We start from the raw sequence: 20,115 nt of genomic DNA, 5'->3' as shown, positions 1-20,115 counted from the left end.
CGTGCGACGCGGTCGACGCGTGCAAGCCGAGAGCAAGGCCCGTGTCAGGCCACGTTGATGGGGCGGAACTGGACGCTCACCCGCGGGCCGACGGGCCGGGCCGTCTTGGGGATCGCGTGTTCCCAGGTGCGCTGGCACGAGCCGCCCATGACGATCAGGTCGCCGTGGCCCAGCGGGAAGCGCAGGCTGTCTCCGCCCCCGCGCGGGCGCAGCAGCAGCGGTCGGGGCGAGCCGAACGAGACGATCGCGACCATCGTGTCGCTGTGCGCGGAGCGGCCGATGGTGTCGCCGTGCCAGGCGACGCTGTCGCGGCCGGTGCGGTAGAGGCACATGCCGGCGGTGACGAAGGGCTCGCCCAGCTCGCCCGCGTAGTGCCGGCTGAGCGCCGTCCGCGCCGCGGTGAGCAGCGGGTGCGGCAGCTGCCGGTCGCCGTCGTACCAGCAGAGCAGGCGCGGCACGTCGACCTCGGCGTCGTACATGGTGCGGCGCTCGGCCCGCCAGGGCACCTCCCGCAGCAGGGTGTCGAGCACCTGGTCGGAGCCGCGCACCCAGCCCGGCAGGTGGTCGACCCAGGCGCCGCGGCCGAGCTCGTGCCGGCGCAGCTCACCGGGCAGCGGCCCCAGGGACGGCCCGGCGTCGGTCAGGTCGAGCATCGACGGCTGGTAGGCGGCCTGCGTCATGAGGCCACCCTAGCAGCACATTCGTACAACCGTACGAGGCGCGTCAGCGGGTCAGGGTCGCGCCGCGCAGGGCGTCGAGCACCGCGTCGACCACGCGGGCGCGGCCCAGCCCGTCGACCGCCGCCCACGCGCGGGCCGCGAGGGCGGCGCGGCGCTCGGGGGAGGTGAGCAGGCCGTGCAGCGTCCGCCCGGCGGCCGACCGGGCGGTCCGACCGGCCAGCCCACCCGCCGCCAGCTCCGGCAACTCGCCGAGGCCCGCGACCAACCGGTGCCGGACGACCCGCTGGTACGACTCGCGCTGGTTGTCCACCACGCACACCAGTGCGGCGGGCGCGCCGAGGCAGCACAGCTCCCAGGTGGACGTGCCCGCGGCGCTGACCACCAGGTCCGCGGCGTTGATGAGGGCCGGCAGGTCGTCGGTGGGCGGGATGGGGCGCAACGACTGCCCGCGTCCCGGCGTCACGCCGTCCAGCTCCGCCTCGATCTCCGGTCGGCCGACGACGACGGTCAGGTCCATCGGCAGGCCGGTGGCGAACAGCACCCGGGCGAGCACGGGGGCCGCCCCGACGGCGTCCGTGCCGCCGAAGAAGGCGAACACCCGGGGCCGGCCCGCCCCCGTCGCGGGTCGGGGGGCCGGCGAGCGGGCGGCCACGACCGTGTCCCGCAGCAGCGCGTACGCCGTGCCGGCCAGCAGGCGACCGGGCAGCTCCGGAGCCGTGGCGCCGAAGTTCTGGTCCAGGTAGAGGTCGGCGTGCTGGCCCCGGCTGTCCCCGTCGATGATCGCGAGGGTGAGCACGCCGGCGGCCCGTAGCGCGCCCGCGCCGGCCGGGTCGAGTTCGTACGAGTCGAGGACCATGACGTCCAGCTGGTGACGCCGCGCTGCCGCGACCAGCTCGTCCGGTGTCTGCGGGCCGGGGTGCAGCGGGATGCCGCGGGCGGCGAGCCGGTCGGTGGCCCACCCGACCCGCTCGACCGACCCGAACATCTCGACCCGGGCGCCCCGGGCGAGGAACTCCTCGCCCAGCGCGAGTGACCGGACGAGGTGGCCGACGCCGCGTCGTGGGCCGGCGTCGCACCGCAGACCCACCCGTACGGTGCTCAGGACTCCTCCAGCCGCTTCTGGCGCACGTCGGCGTTGAGCGCCCGCAGGGCCGGCTGCCCGGTGAGCCAGTCGGCGAGCTTGGCGAGGGGCACGCTGACGTCCCCGAAGTGGTCGACGACCGCCTGGACCAGGGCCCAGTCCTGCTCGGTGTCGAGGGTGAGCCGCAGCGCCGACCGGTCGGGGGTGAGGGTGACGCCGAGGACCCGGAACAGCTCCGGGTGGGTGTACGCGTACGAGGTCACGTGGACCCGGTGGTGGTCGGTGGCGAGCCGGTCCAGGGTGCGCAGCGCGTCGGCCCGGATGATCTCGACGTCCAGGCCACGGGGCAGGGTGCGCGCGATCGAGGTGCTCGCGTAGTCCAGCCCCGGCACCGCCCGGTAGACCGACGCGACCAGCGTGATGATCTCCGGGTCGAGCAGCGGGCAGTCGGCGGTGAACCGCATGACGGCGTCGCCGGGGTGGGCGTCCAGGGCGCCGACGAACCGGGCGAGCACGTCGTCGACCGGGCCGCGGTGGCACGGCACGCTGAGCCGCTCGCACTCGGCCGCGACCGCGTCGTCGACGCCGTCGGTGCTGGTGGCGACGACCAGGTCGGCGAGGACGCCGCTGTCCTGGGCGGCCCGGACGACCCGGCCGAGCACGCTGCGCCCGGCGAGCGGGCGCAGCACCTTGCCGGGCAGCCGGGACGAGCCCATGCGGGCCTGCACGACGCCCACGATGCGCGGGCCGCCGGTCGTGGCGGTGGACGCGGCGGCGGGTCCCGTCGGGGTGCCGGTCACTGTTGCTCCTCCTGTTTCGGGGAGAGCGCGGCCCGGGCGCGGCGCTTGGCCGCGCGGGCGCCTCGTTTGGCCAGCCGGGCCGGGGTGACCGCGAGCTTACCGACCCGGTAGGTCAGTGAGCCGCTGAGCAGGTTCATCGTGGCCTCGGCCCGGCGCAGCGCGCGCTCGCGGCTGGTGAGCAGCTCGTCGGTCCACCTCTGCAGCTCCGTGAGCCGCGTCAGCTCCTCGCGCTGCCGCTGCCACGCCTCGTGCAACTGCTGGTAGGCGCGTGGCCCGGCCGGCGGGTCGGTCGGCGCGACGGTGACCAGCTCGGCGGCGAGGGCGGCCCGCCCCTCGGCGTCCAGGCCCCGCAGCGCGGCGGTCACCGCCGCCTCGGTCTCGACGGCCGCCGTGACCCTCGCCCGGCCCAGGTCCTGACCGGCGAGCCCGGCGAGCACCACGGTCAGCCCCGCGACGTCCAGCGTGGACGGCCAGGGGTGGGCGTAGCCCCCGGTCAGCAGCTCGGCGGCGAACCGCCACAGGCCGCGGGCGAGCACCACGTCGCCGGCCAGCGGGTCGGTGGCCCGCCAACTCGCGTCGAGCACGGCGTACCCGGCGGGGGAGACCACGGTGTTGTCGACGCCGGCCAGCGCGACCGCGCCGCCGAGCCGGCCGTCGCCGTCGGCCTGACCGGCGAGCCACTCGGCGTACCCGGTGAGCAGGCGTCGCAGCGTGTCCAGGTCGCGGCGCAGCGCCGCGTCGAGCAGCAGGGTGCGCAGCAGCCGTCCGGTCGGCACCGGCTGGCCGGCGAGCACGCCGAGGTCGCGGTACGCGACCCCGCGGCCGGTGGGTGCCCCGTCCCGTCCGCTCGTCTCGGTCACCCGCCACCGCCAGCCGGGCGGCTCGTCGACGACCTCCACCACGTCCGCGCCGGGTGGCCCGGTCTGCACCAGCGCCACCGGAAGGCCGGTCGGCTCGGCCACGCCGGCCGGGGTCCGTCGGGCCAGCACCAGCCAGCTCGGCGCCAGGGCGGCGGCCTGGCCGGCGTGCAGCGCGTCGACGGCCAGTCGGGCCGGGTCCTGGAGCACCGCGGCGTCGGCGAAGCCCCCGGCGCAGGCGCCGTGCAGCACCGCGTCGAGGAGCCCGGACGTGGTGTGCCGGTCCAGCTGGTCGGTGTCGACCAGCGCCGTCGCCGCCCCGCCGTCGGGGTACGCCGCGAAGGTCGTCCCCGGCAGCAGCCCGGCGTCGGCGAGACGGTCGTCGAGCTGCGCGCGGTTGGCGGGGCGGTCCGCGTCCAGGACGCCACCGACGGCCCAGGCGTCGTCGGCCCGCCGGGCGTACCAGGGCTCGGTGTCCACGAGCCGGCGTAGGCCCATCGGGTTGTCGACGCGCAGCAGCAGCGTGCCACCGGGGCGCAGCGCGGCGGACAGCCGGGCGAGGACGCCCCGCCAGCCGAGCCGCGCGCCCTCCACCGACTCGACCGCGTCCAGGCCGGCGCCGGCGATCACCACGTCGAACAGCTCACCGTCGGGGAGCCCGGCGGGGCCGCCCACCACCACGCGGGCGGCGTGCGACGCGAGCGCCACCGCGTCGGGGTAGCCGCGCAGCAGGCAGGTGACGTCGGCGTGGGCCAGCCGGTCCAGCACGGCGGGGTCGTGCGGCCCGGCCAGCAGCACCCGCGCGCCGGTGGGCACGATCCGGGCGGCCAGCGTGGCCAGCGGACCGCCGCCGGGGAGGTGCTTCTCCGGCAGGTCGGACCAGGTCAGCATCTCCCCACCGGGCAGCGTGATCCGGTCGGCCGGTGCCGTCTCAGTGGTCAACTCGCTCCTCCTGGAGGTTCGCCCACCCGAGCAGCTCGCGCAGCTCGGCCGGCGTGCAGCGGTGGTCGGTGCCCAGTTCGGCCCGGGCGGTGGCCACGGCGGTCGGCAGGTCCACCGCCTCGCCGTGCAGCTCGGGCCACTGCCGGCGGACCCGGGCGGTGCCGCCGAAGGTCGGGTCCTCGTTGGCGAGCACCATCGGGTCGCCGTACACCGCCGGCTCGCACCCGGCGGCGATGCCGTAGAAGATCGCGCTGGTCAGCCGGTTCGACGCCACCCGCCGGTGCCGGCGCAGCTCGGTGAGCTGCTTGTCCAGGAAGTACGGGTCGGTGTCCTTCCACCAGTGCCCGCGGTAGCCGTGGCAGATCACCCGGAAGCCGGCGTTCTCGTAGAGGCGGCGTACCCGGCGCATGCGGAACTCGTGCCAGTAGAGGCAGACCGTCACCGGTCCCGGTTCGGTGTCCCGGATCCGGGCGATCAGCTCCCGATGGTCGCCGCGGACGTGCTGCCCCTCCCAGCCGTGGAACGGGTACCAGATGGTGCCCTCCCGCTCCGACTCCGGTGGCTCCTCGGGGCGCATGGCCAGCAGGTACACGAAGGGCGCGCCGATGACCACCACGTTGCGCCGCCCGACCGACCAGGCGCGCCGTCGGGTCTGCTCCGACCAGAGCAGGCTCGGCGTCCGGTCGGCGTACGGGTGGCCCGGTGCCAGCCCGTCGCCTATGTTCCAGCCGTGCTGGACGTACCCGTTGATCCGGGGCGGGTGCCCGTCGCCGAGCCCGGCGTAGCGGGCCAGGACGTGGGCGTGGCCGTAGAAGTGGTTGGCGTGGTGCATCAGCGTCCCATCAGGCGGCGGCGGGCCGCGCGCGGCCGCGCAGCGCGGCGCCGAGCACGTCGATGACGCGGTCCTGGTCCGCGTCGCTGAGCGTCGGGTAGAGCGGCAGCGACAGCTGCTCTGAGTAGAACGACTCGGCCACCGGGCAGGATCCGCGCCGGTACCCGAGGTCGGCGAAGGCCGGGTGCCAGTGCACGGGGATGTAGTTGACCTGCACGCCGATGCCGGCCGCGCGCATCGCGTCGTAGATCTCGCGACGCCGCCCGTCGAGGACGCGGATCGGGTAGAGGTGCCAGGCCGGGTCGGCCCAGGGCTGCCGGACGGGGAGCCGCACGCCGTCGAGGTCGGCGAGTGCCTCGTTGTAGCGGGCGACCAGGGCGGCCCGGCGGGTGACGAACTCGCCCAGCCGGCGCAGCTGGCTGCGGCCGAGGGCGCACAGCACGTCGGGCAGGCGGTAGTTCAGCCCGAACTCGTGCACCTCGTAGAACCAGCCACCCTCGTCGGGCCGGCGCAGCTCGTCGCGCTCGCGGATCGTGCCGATGTTGCGGAAGCGGCGGGCCCGCTTCACCAGCTCCGGGTCCAGCGCGGCGACCCCGCCGCCCTCGCCGGTGGTCAGGTTCTTCGTCGGGAAGAACGAGAACGTGGTCAGGTCGGCGAGCGACCCGACCGGACGGCCGTGGTAGGTCCCGCCGATCGAGTGCGCCGCGTCGGCGAGCAGCAGCGCGTCGCTGCCCTCGACCGACTTGCGCAGGGCGTCGTAGTCGGCCGGGTGGCCGGCGTAGTCGACCGCCGAGACGACCCTGGTCCGGGAGGTCACCGCCGCGGCCGCCGCGGCCGGGTCGAGGCAGAGGGTCTCTTCCTCGACGTCCGCGAAGACGATCTTCGCGCCGAGCGCGATCGCGCTGCTGGCCGTCGCCACGAACGTCATCGGCGGGACGACGACCTCGTCGCCGGGGCCGACGCCGGCCGCCGCGTACGCCACGTGCAGCGCGGCGGTGCCGTTGGAGACGGCGGCCACGCCGGCCGCCCCGGTGACCTCGGCCAGCTCCGCCTCGAACGCGTCGACCTGCGGGCCGGTGGTGAGCCAGTCGCTGCGCAGCACCGCCGAGACCGCCTCGACGTCCTCGTCGATGACCGACTGCCGGCCGTAGGGGAGCATCGCCATCAGACGGTGAGCCCGAGCATCGTGCGCAGCTGCTCGACCGTGAGCCACTCGTCGTTGGTGTCCGACTGGTACGCGAAGCCGTCCGGCACCGCCTCGCAGTCGACCGGCGGCTGGTAGCCCCACCCGGCGATGGTCGGCTGGACGATGTACCGGTCCTTGGCGCGCAGGGTCCGGCGGCTGTCGTCCGGCGCGATCATCTCCTCGTGCAGCTTCTCGCCGGGCCGGATGCCGATCTCGTGGGTCGTGGCGTCCGGGGCGACCGCCTCGACCAGGTCGAGGATCCGCATGCTGGGGATGCGCGGCACGAACAGCTCGCCGCCCTGCATCTGGTCGAACGAGTCCATGACGAACTGGACGGCCTGCTCCAGGGTGATCCAGAAACGGGTCATCCGCTTGTCGGTGATCGGCAGGCTCTTGCCCTCGGCGGCGAGGCGGCGGAACAGCGGCACGACCGAGCCGCGGCTGCCGACGACGTTGCCGTAGCGCACCACCGCGAAGCGCGTCGGGTGGTGGGCCGCGTAGTGGTTGGCCGAGACGAACAGCTTGTCGCCGACCAGCTTGGTGGCGCCGTACAGGTTGATCGGGCTGGACGCCTTGTCGGTGGAGAGCGCCACCACCTTCTTGACGCCGGCCTCGATGGCCGCGTCCACCACGTTCTGCGAACCGGTGATGTTGGTGGCGATGAACTCCGACGGGTTGTACTCCGCCGTGTCCACCTGCTTGAGCGCCGCCGCGTGCACGACGTGGTCCACGCCGTGCATCGCCCGGGTCAGCCGGCGCACGTCCCGGATGTCGCCGATGAACCAGCGCAGCCGTGGGTCGTCACCGAGCTGCTGGCGCAGCTCGTACTGCTTGAGCTCGTCGCGGGAGAACACCACAACGCGGGCCGGGTCGGCCGCGGTGAGGACGTGCCGGAGGAAGGTCCGGCCGAAGGAACCCGTTCCCCCGGTGATCAGAATGGACGATCCATTCAACTCACTCAATTTGGTGCTCCCGTGTTCGTGGATGAACCGGCGGCCCGCGGCCGGCCGACCGGACCGCGACGCTAACCGCGGCGGGTTAACGGGTTCACCCCCGCCGGTTAACCGCAGTCCCTGGTCCCGTGAATGACGGGCGCCCGGCGGGCGAACACTGGTTCGCAGGTCCGCGGCGGGCTGACCGGGGTCCGGTGGGCCGCTACAGTGGCCCCGCGTGCGAGACGTGCCCGGCCGTCCGGGGCGTCCGCCGCGTACCCGTCCCGTTGGGCCCGCCGAGGCGGCGCCACCCGGGAGATCCCGTGCAGAACAGACCGGCCCCGGCGCCGCGCGTACCCCGGAGCAGTCGTCCGGCGTCGTGCGCCGGCCGGTGATCCCAGGAGGCGGCGATGGCATCCGGCGTGGACGTGGTGGAGCGGGTCGAGGCCCCGGCCGGGTCGGACGACCGGCGGCGCCGTCGCTGGCTCGTACCGCTGCTGCTGGTCCTGGGGTGGCTGCTGGGCGTGGTGTGGCGGATGTGGCTCGCCCGGCACATCGCCCTGCCCATCGCGCACACCGACGAGGACAGCTACCTGAACACCGCCCGGGCGCTGGCGGGTGGGCCGGGTGGCTTCAGCAGTGAGAACGGCGCGCTGCGCCGGGTCGGCTACCCGATGCTGATCTCGCCCGCGTTCCTCGGCGAGCGGGACTTCACCGAGAGCTACCAGCTCGTCCGCCTGATCAACGCCATGGTGAACGCGGCGCTGCTCCCACTGGCGTACCTGCTCGGCCGGCGGCTGCTGCACCTCGGCCGTCCCGCCGCCCTGCTGGCCGCCGCGGCCGCCGCGACGCTGCCGGCGACCGCCTTCTACGCCACCGTCGCCATGATCGACACTCTGATGGCGCCGCTGGTGGTGGCGTGGCTGCTCGCCGTGCACCGGTTGGTGCGGCGGCCCGGCCCGCTCGCCGCCGCGACCGTCGGGGCGCTGGTCGGCGCGTTCCACCTGCTGCACTCGCGGGGCGTGGTCATCGTGGCCGTGCACGTGGGCCTCGTGCTGCTGCTCCTGGTCCGCCGGCGCGTCGACCGGCGTACGGCGGTCGCGGCGATGCTGCCGGTGGTCGCCCTGGCCCTGCTGAACGAGGCCGTCATCCGGCTGCTCGGTGACAAGGTCTACCTGCTCGGCAACAACCCGGGCGGCGGGACCCTGCGGGCCGTCGCCTCCGGTGCCGGTCTGGTGAACCTCGGCGCGGCGGTCGGCACGCAGCTCTGGTACCTCGTGGTGATCACCTTCGGGACGGCCGGCGTGGCCTGGGCCGCCGTCGTCCGGGAGCTGCGCCGTCCCCGGCGCGGGGACGCGTCCCGCTGGACGATGGGCGTCGCGCTGGTGACCAGCGTCGGGGTGGCCGCGGGCGCGTCGGTGATCCTGGCCGGCGTCACCGAGAAGGCGCCGGACGCGATCTACGGCCGGTACGTGCAGATGCTGGCCCCGTTCTGGCTGCTCGTCGGGCTCGGCGTGCTGCTCACCGCCGAGTACCGGACGGTGCTGCGCCGGGCCGCGGTGGCGGTGGCGGTGCTGGTGGCCGGTGGCGGGATGATCGCCGCCCGCCTCGCGTACGCGGAGAGCAGCGGCCACCTCCTGCGCTACGGCGGCTTCAGCGCCCCCGACCTCATGGCGCTCACCGGCGGGTGGCGGGAGATGCGGCCGGTCGTCGGGTCGCTCGTCGGCATCGGCGCGCTCGCGCTGCTCGTCGCCGCCGTCCGGGTGCCCCGGCTGCGCCTGCCGATCCTCGGCGCCCTGGTCGTCGTCAACATCGTCACCATGCAGGTGATCGAGCAGCGGCTGGTACGCACGATGGTCGCCCGCACCGCGCCGACGCCCGCGTTGGCCGACCTCGGCGTCCGTCCCGGCGAGCGGGTGTGGGCCTCCAGCGGCGTCAACTACATCTACCGGTTCAACCTGAGCCACCAGGTGACCTGGGCCGACGTGCGCTGGTTCGACGAGACCCCGCCGGCCACCGCTGACGTGGTCCTCGTGGGGTGGAAGCCGGGCGCGCCGGGCGACTGGCCCGGCGAGCGGTACGGGTTCGTCCGCCTCGGGGGCAACCCGACCCAGCAGTGGGCGGTGTGGCGGCGGGGCTGAATCGCACCCGGGTCCGGGGCCGCCCGCCATTCCCGGACGCCCCGTTAACGTCAGGTGTCCGCCCGGTGAATGGTGTGCGGACAATTGTCGGCGTGCGGAGGCGTCAGCGTCGGCGACGGTTGTCGCGGTGCAGCGAAATGGGGATGACGGTGATTTCCCGACCGTCGGACAGCTCGGTGCGGGGGCTGCCCTCCACGAATCGGAAACGCCGATTCATCTGTCGCACCACGGTGTTGTGCGCGAGCACCTCGCCGTCGAGGCGTTCGAGCCCGAGGTGGTCGAACGCGTGGTCCACCGCCTCGCGCATCACCTCCAGCCACGCGGGCAGCGTCTCGCCCCGTCCGGCCAGGCCGTCGGCGTCCAGGTAGAAGCCCCAGGAACCGCTCCGCGGCTCGTCCAACCGCAGGTCGAAGAAGGTGACGACGCCGCTCGGCACCCCGTCGCGCAGGTAGACCAGCACCCGCCGGGTCGGGTCCACCCGCACCGCCGACCACCACCGCGTGTGCTCGTCGGGGGTGATCTCGTGGCTGGTCTTGCTGACCTGGCGGTTGGTTTCCTGATTACGCCAGGACAACATCAGGTGAACGTCGTCCGGCGTCGCTTCGCGCAGCACGTGCCTCTCACTTTCCGGTCTCCCGTCAATGACCTGTGGCACCCTACCCGCAGCCCACGGTAAATGTGACGTCCATTCGCCGGCCTGTAGACTTCCGCGCATGAAGGAATTGAGTCGCGCGCAGATCCGCGACCTCATGGCGCAGGTGCTCAAGAACCAGGGCAAGGCGCTCCCGGACGACGACGCCGCCGATCTTCGGGAGATCGGTTTCCGCTCGCTCGACTTCTCCGAGCTGGCGCTGCGCGTCGAGGACGAGACCGGCGAGGAGCTCAACTTCGACGCCCCGGGCCTGCGCCGCATCGCCACCGTCGGCGACGTCCTCGACTTCCTCGTCGAGCTTCAGAAGCAGTGACCGTCGCGACCCCGCACCGCTGGGCCGGTCCGGCTCCCGGCGGCGCCGACAACCGGATCGTCGTCGGCGGCGCGGAGCTGACCTGGCGGGAGCTGCCGGAGCTGACGCTCGCGGACCCGGCGGCGGTGCTCGCCCACTCGGCCCGGCACGCCCTCGCTGCCGCCCGGCACCACGCCGTGCACGGCACCGAGCTGCTGCTGAGCAGCCACAGCCGGGTCGACCCGGCGTTGCGGGCCGAGCTGCGCGACGCCGGCTTCGTACTCACCGAGCTGGGCGACGACGGCACGCACGGCGAGCCGGCGACCCGGCCGCGTCCTGCGGAGCCGGGCCGGCTGTGGCTGCTGACCTCCGGCTCGACCGGCCGTCCCAAGCGGGTCGGTCACACCCTGGACTCGCTGACCACGGTGCGCGGCGGGCAGCCCGACCGCACCTGGCTCTGCCCGTACGCGCCGGGGACCTACGCCTGGTGGCAGGTGGTGACGCTGTCGCTGACCCAGCCCGGGCAGCACCTGGTCGTCGTCGACCCGGAGCAGCTCGACGACTGGCCGGCGCTGGCCGCCGCCCACGGCGTCGACGCCGCCTCCGGCACACCGACCTTCTGGCGCCGCACCATCTACCGGGACGCCGCCGCGTTGGCCCGGGTGCCGCTGCGCCAGATCACGCTCGGCGGTGAGCCGGTCGACCAGGCGATCCTCGACCAGCTGCGGGAGCTGTTCCCCGCCGCCCGGATCTCCTGGATCTACGCCTCGTCCGAGGTCGGCGCCTCCATCGTGGTCCACGACGGTCGGGCCGGTTTCCCGGTGGCCTGGCTGGACCGGGAGGCCCCGGGCCGGTCGACGCTCAGCGTGCGGGGCGACGAACTCGTGATCACGTCGCCGTTCCACGGCGCCGGGCTGAACGGGGCGGTCCGCACCGGCGACCGCGTCGAGGTCGTCGACGACCGGGTACTCATCACCGGCCGGCTCGACTCCGACGAGATCAACGTCGGTGGCAGCAAGGTTTCCGCCGGCCTGGTGCGCGGCGTCCTCACCGCGCATCCTGGCGTGGCCTGGGCGCGGGTGACCGGTCGGCGGGCCCCGGTGCTGGGCCGCATGGTGGTCGCCGAGGTGGTGCTCCGGCCCGCCGCCGCCGGCCAGCCGGACGAGGCCGAGCTGGTCCGCTGGTGTGCCGACCGGCTGCCCGAGCACGCCGTGCCCCGCCGGATCCGCGTCCTGACCGAGATCCCCGTCAAGGAGACCCTGAAGAGCGATGTCTGACCGCCCCGATACCTCCCTCGTTCCCCCCAGCTCCGTGGTCCTCGTCTCCGGCGGTTCGCGCGGGCTGGGGCTGGCGATCGTCACCGACCTGCTCGACCAGGGCCTCCGGGTGGCCGCCTTCGCCCGGACCGTCACGCCGGAGCTGGCGAAGCTCGCCGCCGAGCACCCCGATCGGGTGCACGTCGGGTCGGTCGACGTCACCGACCTGGCGGCCGCGCAGGCCTTCGTCCGTGAGGTGGAGGAGCGGCTCGGGCCGATCGACGCCGTCGTCAACAACGCCGCCGTCGGGCAGGACTCCCTGCACGTGCACACGGCCAACGGCGACATCGCCCGGATCATCGAGACCAACCTGACGGCACCCCTTCAGCTCACCCGCCTGGTGATCCGGCGGATGCTCGCCAAGGGGCTGCGCGGCCGGATCGTCAACATCACGTCGATCTGCGCGCAGCGCGGCTTCCCGGGCCTGGTGGCGTACTCCGCGACCAAGGGCGGCATGGACGCCGCGACCCGCTCGCTCGCGCGCGAACTGGGCGGCCGGATGCTGGTCAACTCGGTGGCGCCCGGCTTCTTCGCCTCGGAGATGTCCGCGGTGCTCGGTCAGACCCAGCTCGACCAGATCGTGCGCCGCACGCCCACCGGGCACCTGACCGAGCCGGAGGAGGTCGTGCCGGTGGTCCGGATGCTGCTCCGCGAGCAGACCAACATCAACGGCCAGGTCATCGTGGTGGACGGTGCCGCCTCCGTCTGAGGCGGACGGGCGCGCCCGGCACCGGCTGACCGCCGGGGCCGGGCTCGTCGTCGCAACCCGGCCGGTGCCGGCGCTGGTGACCGGGGCCGAGCGGTACCTGCGGGTCGGCGACCCGGCCGACCTCGGCGCGGCGGTCACCCGCAGCCACCTGGACGACGGCCGCTGCGTCGGCTGGTACGGCCCGCCCGCCCCCGGCTGGCGGGTGGTCATCGACGCCGAGCGCGCCGACAACCCGGTGCCGGCGGCCCTGGCCCGGCGGTTCGGATCGACCGACTTCTGGGCCCGGTGGACGCGCGCCGAATGCTTCTGCAAGCTCGCCGACGTGCCGGTGGCCACCTGGTGGCGCCGCTACGGGCTGGGCACACCGCCGGACAACGTCGTGGTCTGGCGGACCCTGCGACTGGCCGACCTGGTGGTCACCGTCGCCTTCGCGCCGGAGCAGCCCGCAACGTGATCCACCGGTCCCACCCACCCGGTGAGGGGAGGGACCGGCGGCCGCCTGAGGAACGACGGTGCCCGGCACCCACGGCCGGGCGCCTGGTCAGATCAGGTCCCAGCTCAGCGGGGTGCCACGCGGGACGTCGGTGGCGAAGGTGCGGCCGAGCACCCGGTCGATCTCCACCGGCGCGAGCCCGCCGGCCGGGCGGATGGACCGGACGTTGCGGTCGGTCACCGCGTCGCCGGCGCGGACGTCCTCGACCACGAACAGCGAACGGCGGAAGCGCAGCCCCTCCCGCTCGGCCGGGGTGGGGCCGATCGCGGTGCCGCCGAGGGCCGCGTACGCCCGCTCGGACTCGACCACCAGCGCGGCCAGCTCGTCCGGGTTGAGTGAGAAGTCGGAGTCGACGCCCCCGTCGGCGCGGTCCAGCGTCACGTGCTTCTCGATGAAGCAGGCGCCGAGCGCGACCGAGGCGACCGGCACCCCGATGCCGGGGGTGTGGTCGGAGAGCCCCACCGGCACGCCGAACGCGTCGGCGAGCACCGGGATGCGGCGCAGGTTGCTGTCCTGCGGCGGCGCCGGGTAGGAGGCCGTGCAGGCGAGCAGGACGATCCCGCCGGCGCCGCCCTCGCGGGCGGTCCGCACCGCGGCGTCGATCTCCGCGATGGTGGCCATCCCGGTGGAGATCACCATGGGCTTGCCGGTGCTCGCGACCAGCCGGATCAGCGGCAGGTCGACCAGCTCCGAAGAGGCGATCTTGTACGCGGGCGCGTCCAGCGACTCCAGCAGCTCCACGGCGGTGGCGTCGAAGGGGGAGGAGAAGACGGTCAGGCCGTGCCGCCGCGCCCGCTCGAAGATCGGGGCGTGGAACTCGTACGGGGTGTGCGCCTTCTCGTAGAGCCGGTAGAGGTTCTGACCGCCCCACAGATCGTGCCCGTCGGAGATGCGGAAAGCGGGGGTGTCGACGTCGATCGTGATCGTGTCCGGCCGGTACGTCTGGAGTTTCAGCGCGTGCGCGCCGCTGGCCGCCACCGCGTCGACGATGGCCAGCGCCCGGTCCAGGTCACCGTTGTGGTTGCCGGACATCTCCGCGACCACGAAGGGTCGCTCCCCGGCACCGACCGCGTGCGGTCCGATCTTCAGTGTCGCCGTCATACCGACCTCTGCTCAGTTGCCTCCGCACCACGGTGCGGTCCTACCGTCGCCGTCCACCGTTCACGGGGACGACCTGGAAAACCAGGGCGCCGGGAGCCGACCCGGCTGCCGGCGGGGATGCTGCCACGGGCTGCGGTCACGAGACGCCGCGGCCCACCAGCACGTCGTCGCGGACCGATCCGCCCGTCGTGTCGTCGCGGGCCGCTCGGCCGGTCGCGCCGTCGTCGGCCGACGTGCCCGCCGGGTCACCGCCGGACCCGGTGCGCCGCAGCCGTCCGGCCACCCGGTGCGCCTGGCGCAGCGCCGCGTACGCCCGGTAGTCGTTGCGCCCGACCAGCCGGTGCTTCAGGCCGGCGACGCCGCCCGGCACCGGGTAGCCGCCGGGCGGCAGGTAACGGCGGTAGTGCTGGGCCACCCGGGCGAAGAAGGGGCGGCGCAGGTGCGGGTGGAGCCGGTCGTCGTTGCCCACCACCACCAGGTAGTGGTTGATCATCAGCTGGAACAGCTCGGTCTGCAGCCCTTCGTCGGGGTGCCGGCGTCGCACCCAGTCCATCAGCCGCTCGTACTGGTCGAAGGCGTCGAAGTGTCGGCCGCTGCGGGTGGAGGTGATGGCGCCCTGCCGACCCTGCCGATAGAGGTAGCAGACCTGGTCCAGCACCGAGATCTTCTCCGCGCCGATCAGCAGCGGGTGGCTGAACGGGATGTCCTCGTACCAGCCGGGGAAGAAGCGCAGCCCCAGCTCGTCCATGAACGCCCGGCGCACCACCTTGTTCCAGGCGGTGTGCTGCACGCGCAGCAGGTGCGGCGCGTCGGCGAGGCGGACCACCCCGGACGTGTCGCGCAGCAGGTGGCTGCTCGCGTCCACCTCACGCCGTCCGTCCTCGTGCACGCGGAGGTGGTCCAGCATCAGGACGTCCGGTTCGTGCTGGCGCAGCCGGTCCAGCACCGTGGGGATGGTGCCCGGCGGCAGCCAGTCGTCGCTGTCGACGAACCAGACGTAGCGGCCGGTCGCCTCGTCGAGGCCGGCGTTGCGGGCCAGCCCGAGGCCCACGTTCGTGGTCAGGTGCACCGTCCGGATCCCGGTCCGGCCGCCGGCGTACGACCGCAGCATCTCCCCGCACCGGTCGGGGGAGGCGTCGTCCACCGCGATGATCTCGACCGCGTCGGCCTCACCCGCCGGGATGTCCGCCCGGATCGACTCGAGGCACTGGTAGAGATACGCCTCGACGCCGTACACGGGCACGACGATGCTGAGCAGCGGCGGCGGGGACGGCTCGTTGACCACGCCGCCACCTTCGACCCCGCGGGTGGCCGGCCCTGGAACCTGACGTGTCCGGCGGTGGTGGAGTCCCTGAACTCCGCAGGAGCGTCAGGTTAACGGCCGGCGATCCCGCGTCCCGCACCCTGGGCGACCGGCCGATTCCGTACCGCCACCCCGGAGCGCTCGGCGAGCGCCGTTCTAACGGTGCCGGACAGCCGGGACTGGATCCTGGACGTGATGGCCACCGTCTAGTTCGTACGGTCGCGGGCCGGTCCGGTCGTCCGGTCCGGCCCGCGACCCGTGTCCGGGCACGAGCCCGACCGGACCCCGCCGGCACCGCCCGGGCCACCGCTGCCGTCCGTGCTGTCATTCGCGCCGATACCGCCGCTCGGACCGCCCTGGTGCCGGTCCGTGGCCTGGCGGGTAGATTGCCCCGATGCGGTCGTGTCCGGGCCGCGCTCGGCACCGCGCGGTGCGTGACACCCCGAGGAGGAGATCTGGTGTGGCGAACGGTGACCTCGGGGAGCCCGGCATGACGAGCGCGCCCAGCGTCACGCCGGAGGCTCCACCGGCGCCCGCCGCCAACCGTCTGCCCTCGCTGACCGGGCTGCGCTGGATCGCCGCGCTACTGGTCTTCGGCTTCCACGCCGCCACCATGCGGATCGTCCTCGAACCCGACCACCAGGCCGTCGTGAACTGGCTGTTCACCCTGGGCCTGAGCGGGGTGCAGTTCTTCTTCATCCTCAGCGGGTTCGTCCTGGTGTGGTCCGCCCGGGCGAGCGACACCCCGCTCCGGTTCTGGCGGCGGCGCGTCGCCAAGATCTGGCCGAACCACGTGCTGCTGTGGGCGCTCGCGCTGCTCGTCGCGTTCTGGTTCGCCGACCCGGTACGACTCGACATCGCGGTCGAGAACCTCTTCCTGCTCCAGGCGTGGGACCCCCGGCCGGGCCACTTCTACAGCATCAACACGGTCAGCTGGTCGCTGTCCTGCGAGTTCTTCTTCTACCTCTGCCTGCCGCTGGCGCTGCCGCTGATCCGCCGGGCCCGCCCCGGGGCGCTGTGGGCCGTCGTGGTCGCGGTGCCGCTGCTGATCCTGGCCCTGTGGCCGGCGCAGCTGCTGGTGCCGGAGGAGAGCCGGTGGTGGTTCACGCAGGTCTTCCCACCGGTCCGGTCGCTGGAGTTCTGGATGGGAGTGGCCGCCGCCGAGCTGATGCGGCGCGGCCGGTGGCGGGGGCCGAAGCTCCCCGTCGCCACCGTGGTCTTCGTGGTGACCTGGGTGGTCGCCGCCGAGTGGGTTCGCGCGGAGCTGTGGGCGGCGCTGCTGTCGGCGGCGTACCTCCTGGTCATCACCGCGGCGGCGGACGCCGACGTGCGAGGGCTGCGCTCCCCGTGGCGGTCCCGGCCGATGGTGTGGCTGGGCGAGGTCTCGTTCGCCTTCTACCTGGTGCACGTCCTGGTGATGATGACCGTGCTGCGCCTGACCGGCGACTGGGGCACCGGCCTGCCCGGCTGGTGGGGGCTCACCGCCGTGCTCGGGTTCCTCGTGCTCAACCTGGTGCTGGCCGGGCTCGTGCACCGCTTCGTGGAGACGCCCATGATGCGTGTGCTCGGACCACGCCGGGCCCGCGCGGGCGCCACCCGCCTCGGCGACGACGCGCCGGTCACCGTCACGCCGACGGCCGCCCCGCCCGAGCCGGCCGCCACCGCGCCAGCCGCCACCGCGCCAGCCGTCGCCGAGCGGGCCACCGCGGAGCGGGCCGGCGTTGCGCCGCAAGCGCCCGTCGTGCCCCGCCTCCCGGGGCCCCGGCGCCCCGCCGACCACACCGACGACCAGCCGGCGTACGTAGAGTCCCGCTGAGGCCGTCCACCCTGGTCACACCGCCCGGCGCGGCGCGCCGACACGCCCGGCATCGAGTGCGACCGGGCGTCCACGGCGGTAGCGTTGTCGGATGCTTCCCGTCGCGTTCGCCTGTCCCCTGTGGTGGGTGGCGCGATGGGCCGGCCGCCTGCTGGCCAGCCTCGCGGTCTTCGGCGCGCTGACCGTCGGCGCCGGATCGGCGCCCGGCGCCCCGGCGGCGCCCGCCCCCACATTCGCGGCCGTGACGGTCGTCGCCGAGGAGCAGGGGAGTGCGGTCCCGGTCTCCCGCCGGGTCCCCGACACCGGGTCCCGGGACACCGGCGTCCGCCCCGCCACCGGCGCCGGGGCCGCCACCGTCGTCACCGGCACCACCATCGACGGCGGGGCGTTCACGGTCGCGGACAGCGCCGCCGCCCCGCACCCGGATGCCGTCGCCCGCACCGCCTTCGTGCCCCCGCCGGCCGCGACGGTCGGCGTTCCGGCAGCCGCCCACCGGCCGCCGACGACCACCGGCCCGACCCCCTCGGCGCCGCGCGCCCCGCCCCGCGCCTGAGCCCGACGGCGGGAGCCGATCCCGCCACCCGCGTCCCGCCGGCCCCGGCCGGGGCACCGCCCCGGTCATCCATGGCCCGGCCGTTTCCGCCCCCGACGCTTCACGCGCTCCCCCCATCGCATCCGTTCCTCCCGAGGTGCCGACATGGAGAAGACCGTCCTCTACCAGTTCCTCGTCCAGGTCCCGCTCGCCGTCGCCATCTGGTCGGTCCTGCTGGTGCTGGCCCTGACCGTGCTCACCGTGCTGGTGGCCCGCCCGGAGCGGGAGCGCCCCGACGGCGACACCGCTCCGGCCGCGCCGACCGCCGGGGAGCTGGCCGAGGCCGAGGCCGCCGACCTGCGCCGGTACGCCGAGGAGGTGGCCGTCGCCGCGGCCGGCGCGGCGCAGACCGCCCGCCGACGGCGGGAGGAGTGGCTGGCCGCCCAGCGCGACCTGGAACGGGCCTGGGCCGCGTACGACGAGGCGGAGACGGCCGCCCGACGGTTCGCCGGCGCGGGCGCGCTGCCCCCGCCCCGGACGCCCCGGACGCCGGCCGAGTACGCGGCCCGGGAGCGGCACCTGCACCGCGCGGCCACGGCGGCGCACTGGCGCGGCGAGCTGACCCTGCACCAGCTCGGTGAGGTGTTCGGGCACCGCAACGGGTGGGATCCCCGCCTGCACCCGGTCGAGCAGGAGGTGCGGCTGGCGCGGGTGGTGCGGGACAGCCGACACGCGGAGTACCGGCTGGCCGAGGAGCGGGAGCGGGCCGGTTGGCGGGACGCGGAACTGGCCGCCGAGGCCGCCCGGACCCTCGCCGCCGAGGCGTACGCGGCGGCGGCCCGGCTCCGGCCGCTGCGGGTGCCGGTCGCCCGCCCGGCCACGGTCGCTGCGGCAACCCGTCCGGTGCCCGCGCGTCGCTGGCGTCCCGCGCGGGTCGGGTGACACCGGGGTTGTTCCGTGAGCCCGGTCACAGTCGGCCGGAAACGGTCAGACGGAACGGTCGGGAATGATTTTCGGTCGCCCCGCACCGCCTTTTCGTCCGGGTGTCCCATTGTCGCCCGGCGGTGCGTCCCACGCCCTGTGTCCCATTGAGCCACGCCAGTGTCCGTACGCCTGGAAAAAATTTCCATGATCAGTGTTTACGCAGGTCAGGCGGGCTTGGCAGGGTGGAGAACCGCTTAGTAGTGTCGGCCCGTCCGGTGCGGTAACCGATCGCAAGAGGCGACGCCGCGCCGACCCGCCTAATCGGCTGTTCCGAGCCGGGGACCCACACGCACGTCCGGGGTGAATCCGCGAGTCACGGCCCGCGGTAGGGCGATCTTCCCGCCCGAATCCGTCAGCTAACCCGGTAGGCGGCGTCGGAAGGAGCTCCATCCTCGTGCAGCACCAACCCACCCCTCGTTCCTCCCCGCACCTCCACGGCACCGCGGTGCCCGCCTTCGCCCGTCCCGTCGTGGCGAGCTGACCCGGCACCCGCGTCTCCCGCCCGGCTGACCCGGGCGATCCCCTGAGCGGTCCACCGGTCGCGGACGACGTCCGCGCGGTCACGCCTGCCCGCCCACCGCCGTGGGTGTGGTGCGCCGCTCTCCCCCGAGCCTGGAGGAACACGTGAAGCACACCCTGAAGCGTCAGCTCCGTCGGCTGGCGACCCAGCGCCCGTACCAGATCGCCGGCGCCGCCGCGGCCCTCGTGCTGGCGTCCGGCGCCGGCGTGCTCGCCAGCGGCATCGACGACACGCCCGGCGGCCAGCAGGCCTCGGCCGCGGTGGCCGAGCTGCGCAGCGACACGACCGTCGCCTCGCGGAGCCAGGACCGGAGCGCGGAGCCCACCACCGCCGCGCCCGAGACCAGCGCGCCCTCGTCGCCGAGCGCGTCCCCCGCCGCCAAGAAGGCCGCGGACCCTGACCTGACCCGCAAGCCGACACCGCCGAAGCCCCCGAAGAGCAAGGTGCTCGACTACGACTACCAGGCGCAGACGACGTACTACTACTGCGGCCCGGCGGCCACCCGCAACGCGCTCAGCGCCAGCGGCATCGAGCGGAACCAGGACGACCTGGCCGCGCAGCTCGGCACCACCGAGATGGGCACCAACTCCGCCCAGGACACGACCCGGGTGTTGAACGCGGTCGTCAAGGGCAGCCCGTACAAGACCCGGATGTTCGACGGCGCCCCGAGCCCGGCGCAGATGGACCAGCTCCAGGCCGACGTGGTCAAGGCGATCACCGGTGGACGGGGCGTGGTCGCCAACATCGTCGGCGACGCCGTCGACACCGACGGCGGCTGGCACTCCTTCTCCGGTGGTCACTACATCGCCGTGGTCGGCTACCGGGACGAGGGCCGCACCGTGAAGATCGCCGACTCGGCGAACCCGGCGGTGCCCTCGTACTGGATCAGCACGATCGACCTGGCGAACTGGATGGCCACCCGCGGCTACTCCGCCTGACCCGATCC

Annotated in this window: 19 protein-coding genes and 1 riboswitch; of the genes, 9 read left to right on the top strand and 10 right to left on the bottom strand. The window is 74.3% G+C overall.

Annotated elements, in window-relative coordinates; translation table 11 throughout:
* Positions 1 to 44: 44 nt before the first annotated feature.
* From GA0070620_RS11710 to pseB, 7 genes are read right to left on the bottom strand one after another with little or no spacing between them, the layout of a single operon-like run.
* Positions 45 to 680: an alpha-ketoglutarate-dependent dioxygenase AlkB gene (locus GA0070620_RS11710; RefSeq protein ID WP_091589975.1), complete on the bottom strand. Its 636-nt coding sequence runs from the start codon at positions 678 to 680 to the stop codon at positions 45 to 47.
* Between the two features lie 43 nt (positions 681 to 723).
* Positions 724 to 1,782: a PseG/SpsG family protein gene (locus GA0070620_RS11705; protein ID WP_091598586.1), complete on the bottom strand. Its 1,059-nt coding sequence runs from the start codon at positions 1,780 to 1,782 to the stop codon at positions 724 to 726.
* A complete protein-coding gene (locus GA0070620_RS11700; protein ID WP_269456580.1) occupies positions 1,779 to 2,501 on the bottom strand; it encodes a glycosyltransferase family protein in 723 nt (240 codons plus the stop codon). Before GA0070620_RS11700 ends, GA0070620_RS11705 begins: the two co-directional genes overlap by 4 nt.
* Before the next feature lie 56 nt (positions 2,502 to 2,557).
* Positions 2,558 to 4,360: a hypothetical protein gene (locus tag GA0070620_RS11695; protein WP_091589973.1), complete on the bottom strand. Its 1,803-nt coding sequence runs from the start codon at positions 4,358 to 4,360 to the stop codon at positions 2,558 to 2,560.
* Positions 4,350 to 5,192 carry a hypothetical protein gene (locus tag GA0070620_RS11690; RefSeq protein ID WP_091589970.1) on the bottom strand — a complete coding sequence of 281 codons (843 nt, stop codon included), beginning with the start codon at positions 5,190 to 5,192 and terminating at the stop codon, positions 4,350 to 4,352. The genes GA0070620_RS11695 and GA0070620_RS11690 overlap by 11 nt, the downstream gene beginning before the upstream one ends.
* Positions 5,193 to 5,202: 10 nt before the next feature.
* A complete protein-coding gene (locus GA0070620_RS11685; RefSeq protein WP_091598580.1) occupies positions 5,203 to 6,360 on the bottom strand; it encodes a DegT/DnrJ/EryC1/StrS family aminotransferase in 1,158 nt (385 codons plus the stop codon).
* Positions 6,357 to 7,340 (bottom strand): UDP-N-acetylglucosamine 4,6-dehydratase (inverting), encoded by a 984-nt coding sequence (pseB, locus tag GA0070620_RS11680; RefSeq protein ID WP_091589967.1) that lies wholly within the window; start codon positions 7,338 to 7,340, stop codon positions 6,357 to 6,359. Before pseB ends, GA0070620_RS11685 begins: the two co-directional genes overlap by 4 nt.
* A gap of 380 nt (positions 7,341 to 7,720) precedes the next feature.
* On the opposite strand from pseB, the gene GA0070620_RS11675 reads away from it, so the two are divergent.
* Positions 7,721 to 9,451 (top strand): glycosyltransferase family 39 protein, encoded by a 1,731-nt coding sequence (locus GA0070620_RS11675; RefSeq protein WP_091589965.1) that lies wholly within the window; start codon positions 7,721 to 7,723, stop codon positions 9,449 to 9,451.
* A 103-nt stretch (positions 9,452 to 9,554) separates the two neighbouring features.
* On the opposite strand, the gene GA0070620_RS11670 is transcribed toward GA0070620_RS11675, so the two are convergent.
* Entirely contained in the window at positions 9,555 to 10,064 is a 510-nt protein-coding gene (locus GA0070620_RS11670) for a GNAT family N-acetyltransferase (protein WP_091589962.1), read from the bottom strand.
* Positions 10,065 to 10,164: 100 nt separating this feature from the next.
* On the opposite strand from GA0070620_RS11670, the gene GA0070620_RS11665 reads away from it, so the two are divergent.
* The 4 genes from GA0070620_RS11665 to GA0070620_RS11650 are packed head-to-tail and all read left to right on the top strand — an operon-like array spanning position 10,165 to position 12,874.
* Entirely contained in the window at positions 10,165 to 10,416 is a 252-nt protein-coding gene (locus GA0070620_RS11665; protein WP_091589959.1) for an acyl carrier protein, read from the top strand.
* Positions 10,413 to 11,672, top strand: coding sequence for an AMP-binding protein (locus GA0070620_RS11660; protein WP_091589957.1), 1,260 nt, complete (start codon positions 10,413 to 10,415; stop codon positions 11,670 to 11,672). The genes GA0070620_RS11665 and GA0070620_RS11660 overlap by 4 nt, the downstream gene beginning before the upstream one ends.
* Positions 11,665 to 12,420: an SDR family NAD(P)-dependent oxidoreductase gene (locus tag GA0070620_RS11655; protein ID WP_091589955.1), complete on the top strand. Its 756-nt coding sequence runs from the start codon at positions 11,665 to 11,667 to the stop codon at positions 12,418 to 12,420. Before GA0070620_RS11660 ends, GA0070620_RS11655 begins: the two co-directional genes overlap by 8 nt.
* On the top strand, positions 12,404 to 12,874 hold the full coding sequence (locus tag GA0070620_RS11650; protein WP_231922334.1) for a hypothetical protein: 471 nt from the start codon (positions 12,404 to 12,406) through the stop codon (positions 12,872 to 12,874). Before GA0070620_RS11655 ends, GA0070620_RS11650 begins: the two co-directional genes overlap by 17 nt.
* Positions 12,875 to 12,961: 87 nt before the next feature.
* Here the strand turns inward: GA0070620_RS11650 and pseI are convergent, their stop codons facing one another.
* Entirely contained in the window at positions 12,962 to 14,014 is a 1,053-nt protein-coding gene (gene pseI / locus GA0070620_RS11645) for a pseudaminic acid synthase (protein WP_091589952.1), read from the bottom strand.
* A 136-nt stretch (positions 14,015 to 14,150) separates the two neighbouring features.
* Positions 14,151 to 15,299: a glycosyltransferase family 2 protein gene (locus GA0070620_RS11640; RefSeq protein ID WP_091589950.1), complete on the bottom strand. Its 1,149-nt coding sequence runs from the start codon at positions 15,297 to 15,299 to the stop codon at positions 14,151 to 14,153.
* Between the two features lie 508 nt (positions 15,300 to 15,807).
* Here GA0070620_RS11640 and GA0070620_RS11635 point away from each other — a divergent pair.
* The 4 genes from GA0070620_RS11635 to GA0070620_RS11620 all read left to right on the top strand — a co-directional run bounded on the left by GA0070620_RS11635 (position 15,808) and on the right by GA0070620_RS11620 (position 20,107).
* A complete protein-coding gene (locus tag GA0070620_RS11635; protein WP_231922333.1) occupies positions 15,808 to 17,133 on the top strand; it encodes an acyltransferase family protein in 1,326 nt (441 codons plus the stop codon).
* 91 nt (positions 17,134 to 17,224) lie between these two features.
* A complete protein-coding gene (locus GA0070620_RS11630; RefSeq protein ID WP_091589947.1) occupies positions 17,225 to 17,686 on the top strand; it encodes a hypothetical protein in 462 nt (153 codons plus the stop codon).
* Positions 17,687 to 17,830: 144 nt separating this feature from the next.
* Positions 17,831 to 18,607, top strand: a complete 777-nt coding sequence (locus tag GA0070620_RS11625) for a hypothetical protein (RefSeq protein ID WP_091589945.1) — start codon at positions 17,831 to 17,833, stop codon at positions 18,605 to 18,607.
* 286 nt (positions 18,608 to 18,893) lie between these two features.
* Positions 18,894 to 19,035: riboswitch (cyclic di-AMP (ydaO/yuaA leader) on the top strand.
* Between the two features lie 226 nt (positions 19,036 to 19,261).
* The gene (locus tag GA0070620_RS11620) at positions 19,262 to 20,107 is read left to right on the top strand and encodes a C39 family peptidase (protein WP_172836577.1); all 846 of its coding nucleotides are present in this window, start codon (positions 19,262 to 19,264) and stop codon (positions 20,105 to 20,107) included.
* The last annotated feature ends 8 nt before the right edge of the window (positions 20,108 to 20,115 follow it).

Origin of the sequence: Micromonospora krabiensis, from assembly GCF_900091425.1 — a bacterium.
In the GTDB taxonomy this organism is placed as follows: Bacteria; Actinomycetota; Actinomycetes; order Mycobacteriales; family Micromonosporaceae; genus Micromonospora; species Micromonospora krabiensis.
Note: the sequence above shows the minus strand (reverse complement) of the source record. Positions and strands in the feature narration are given on the sequence as shown.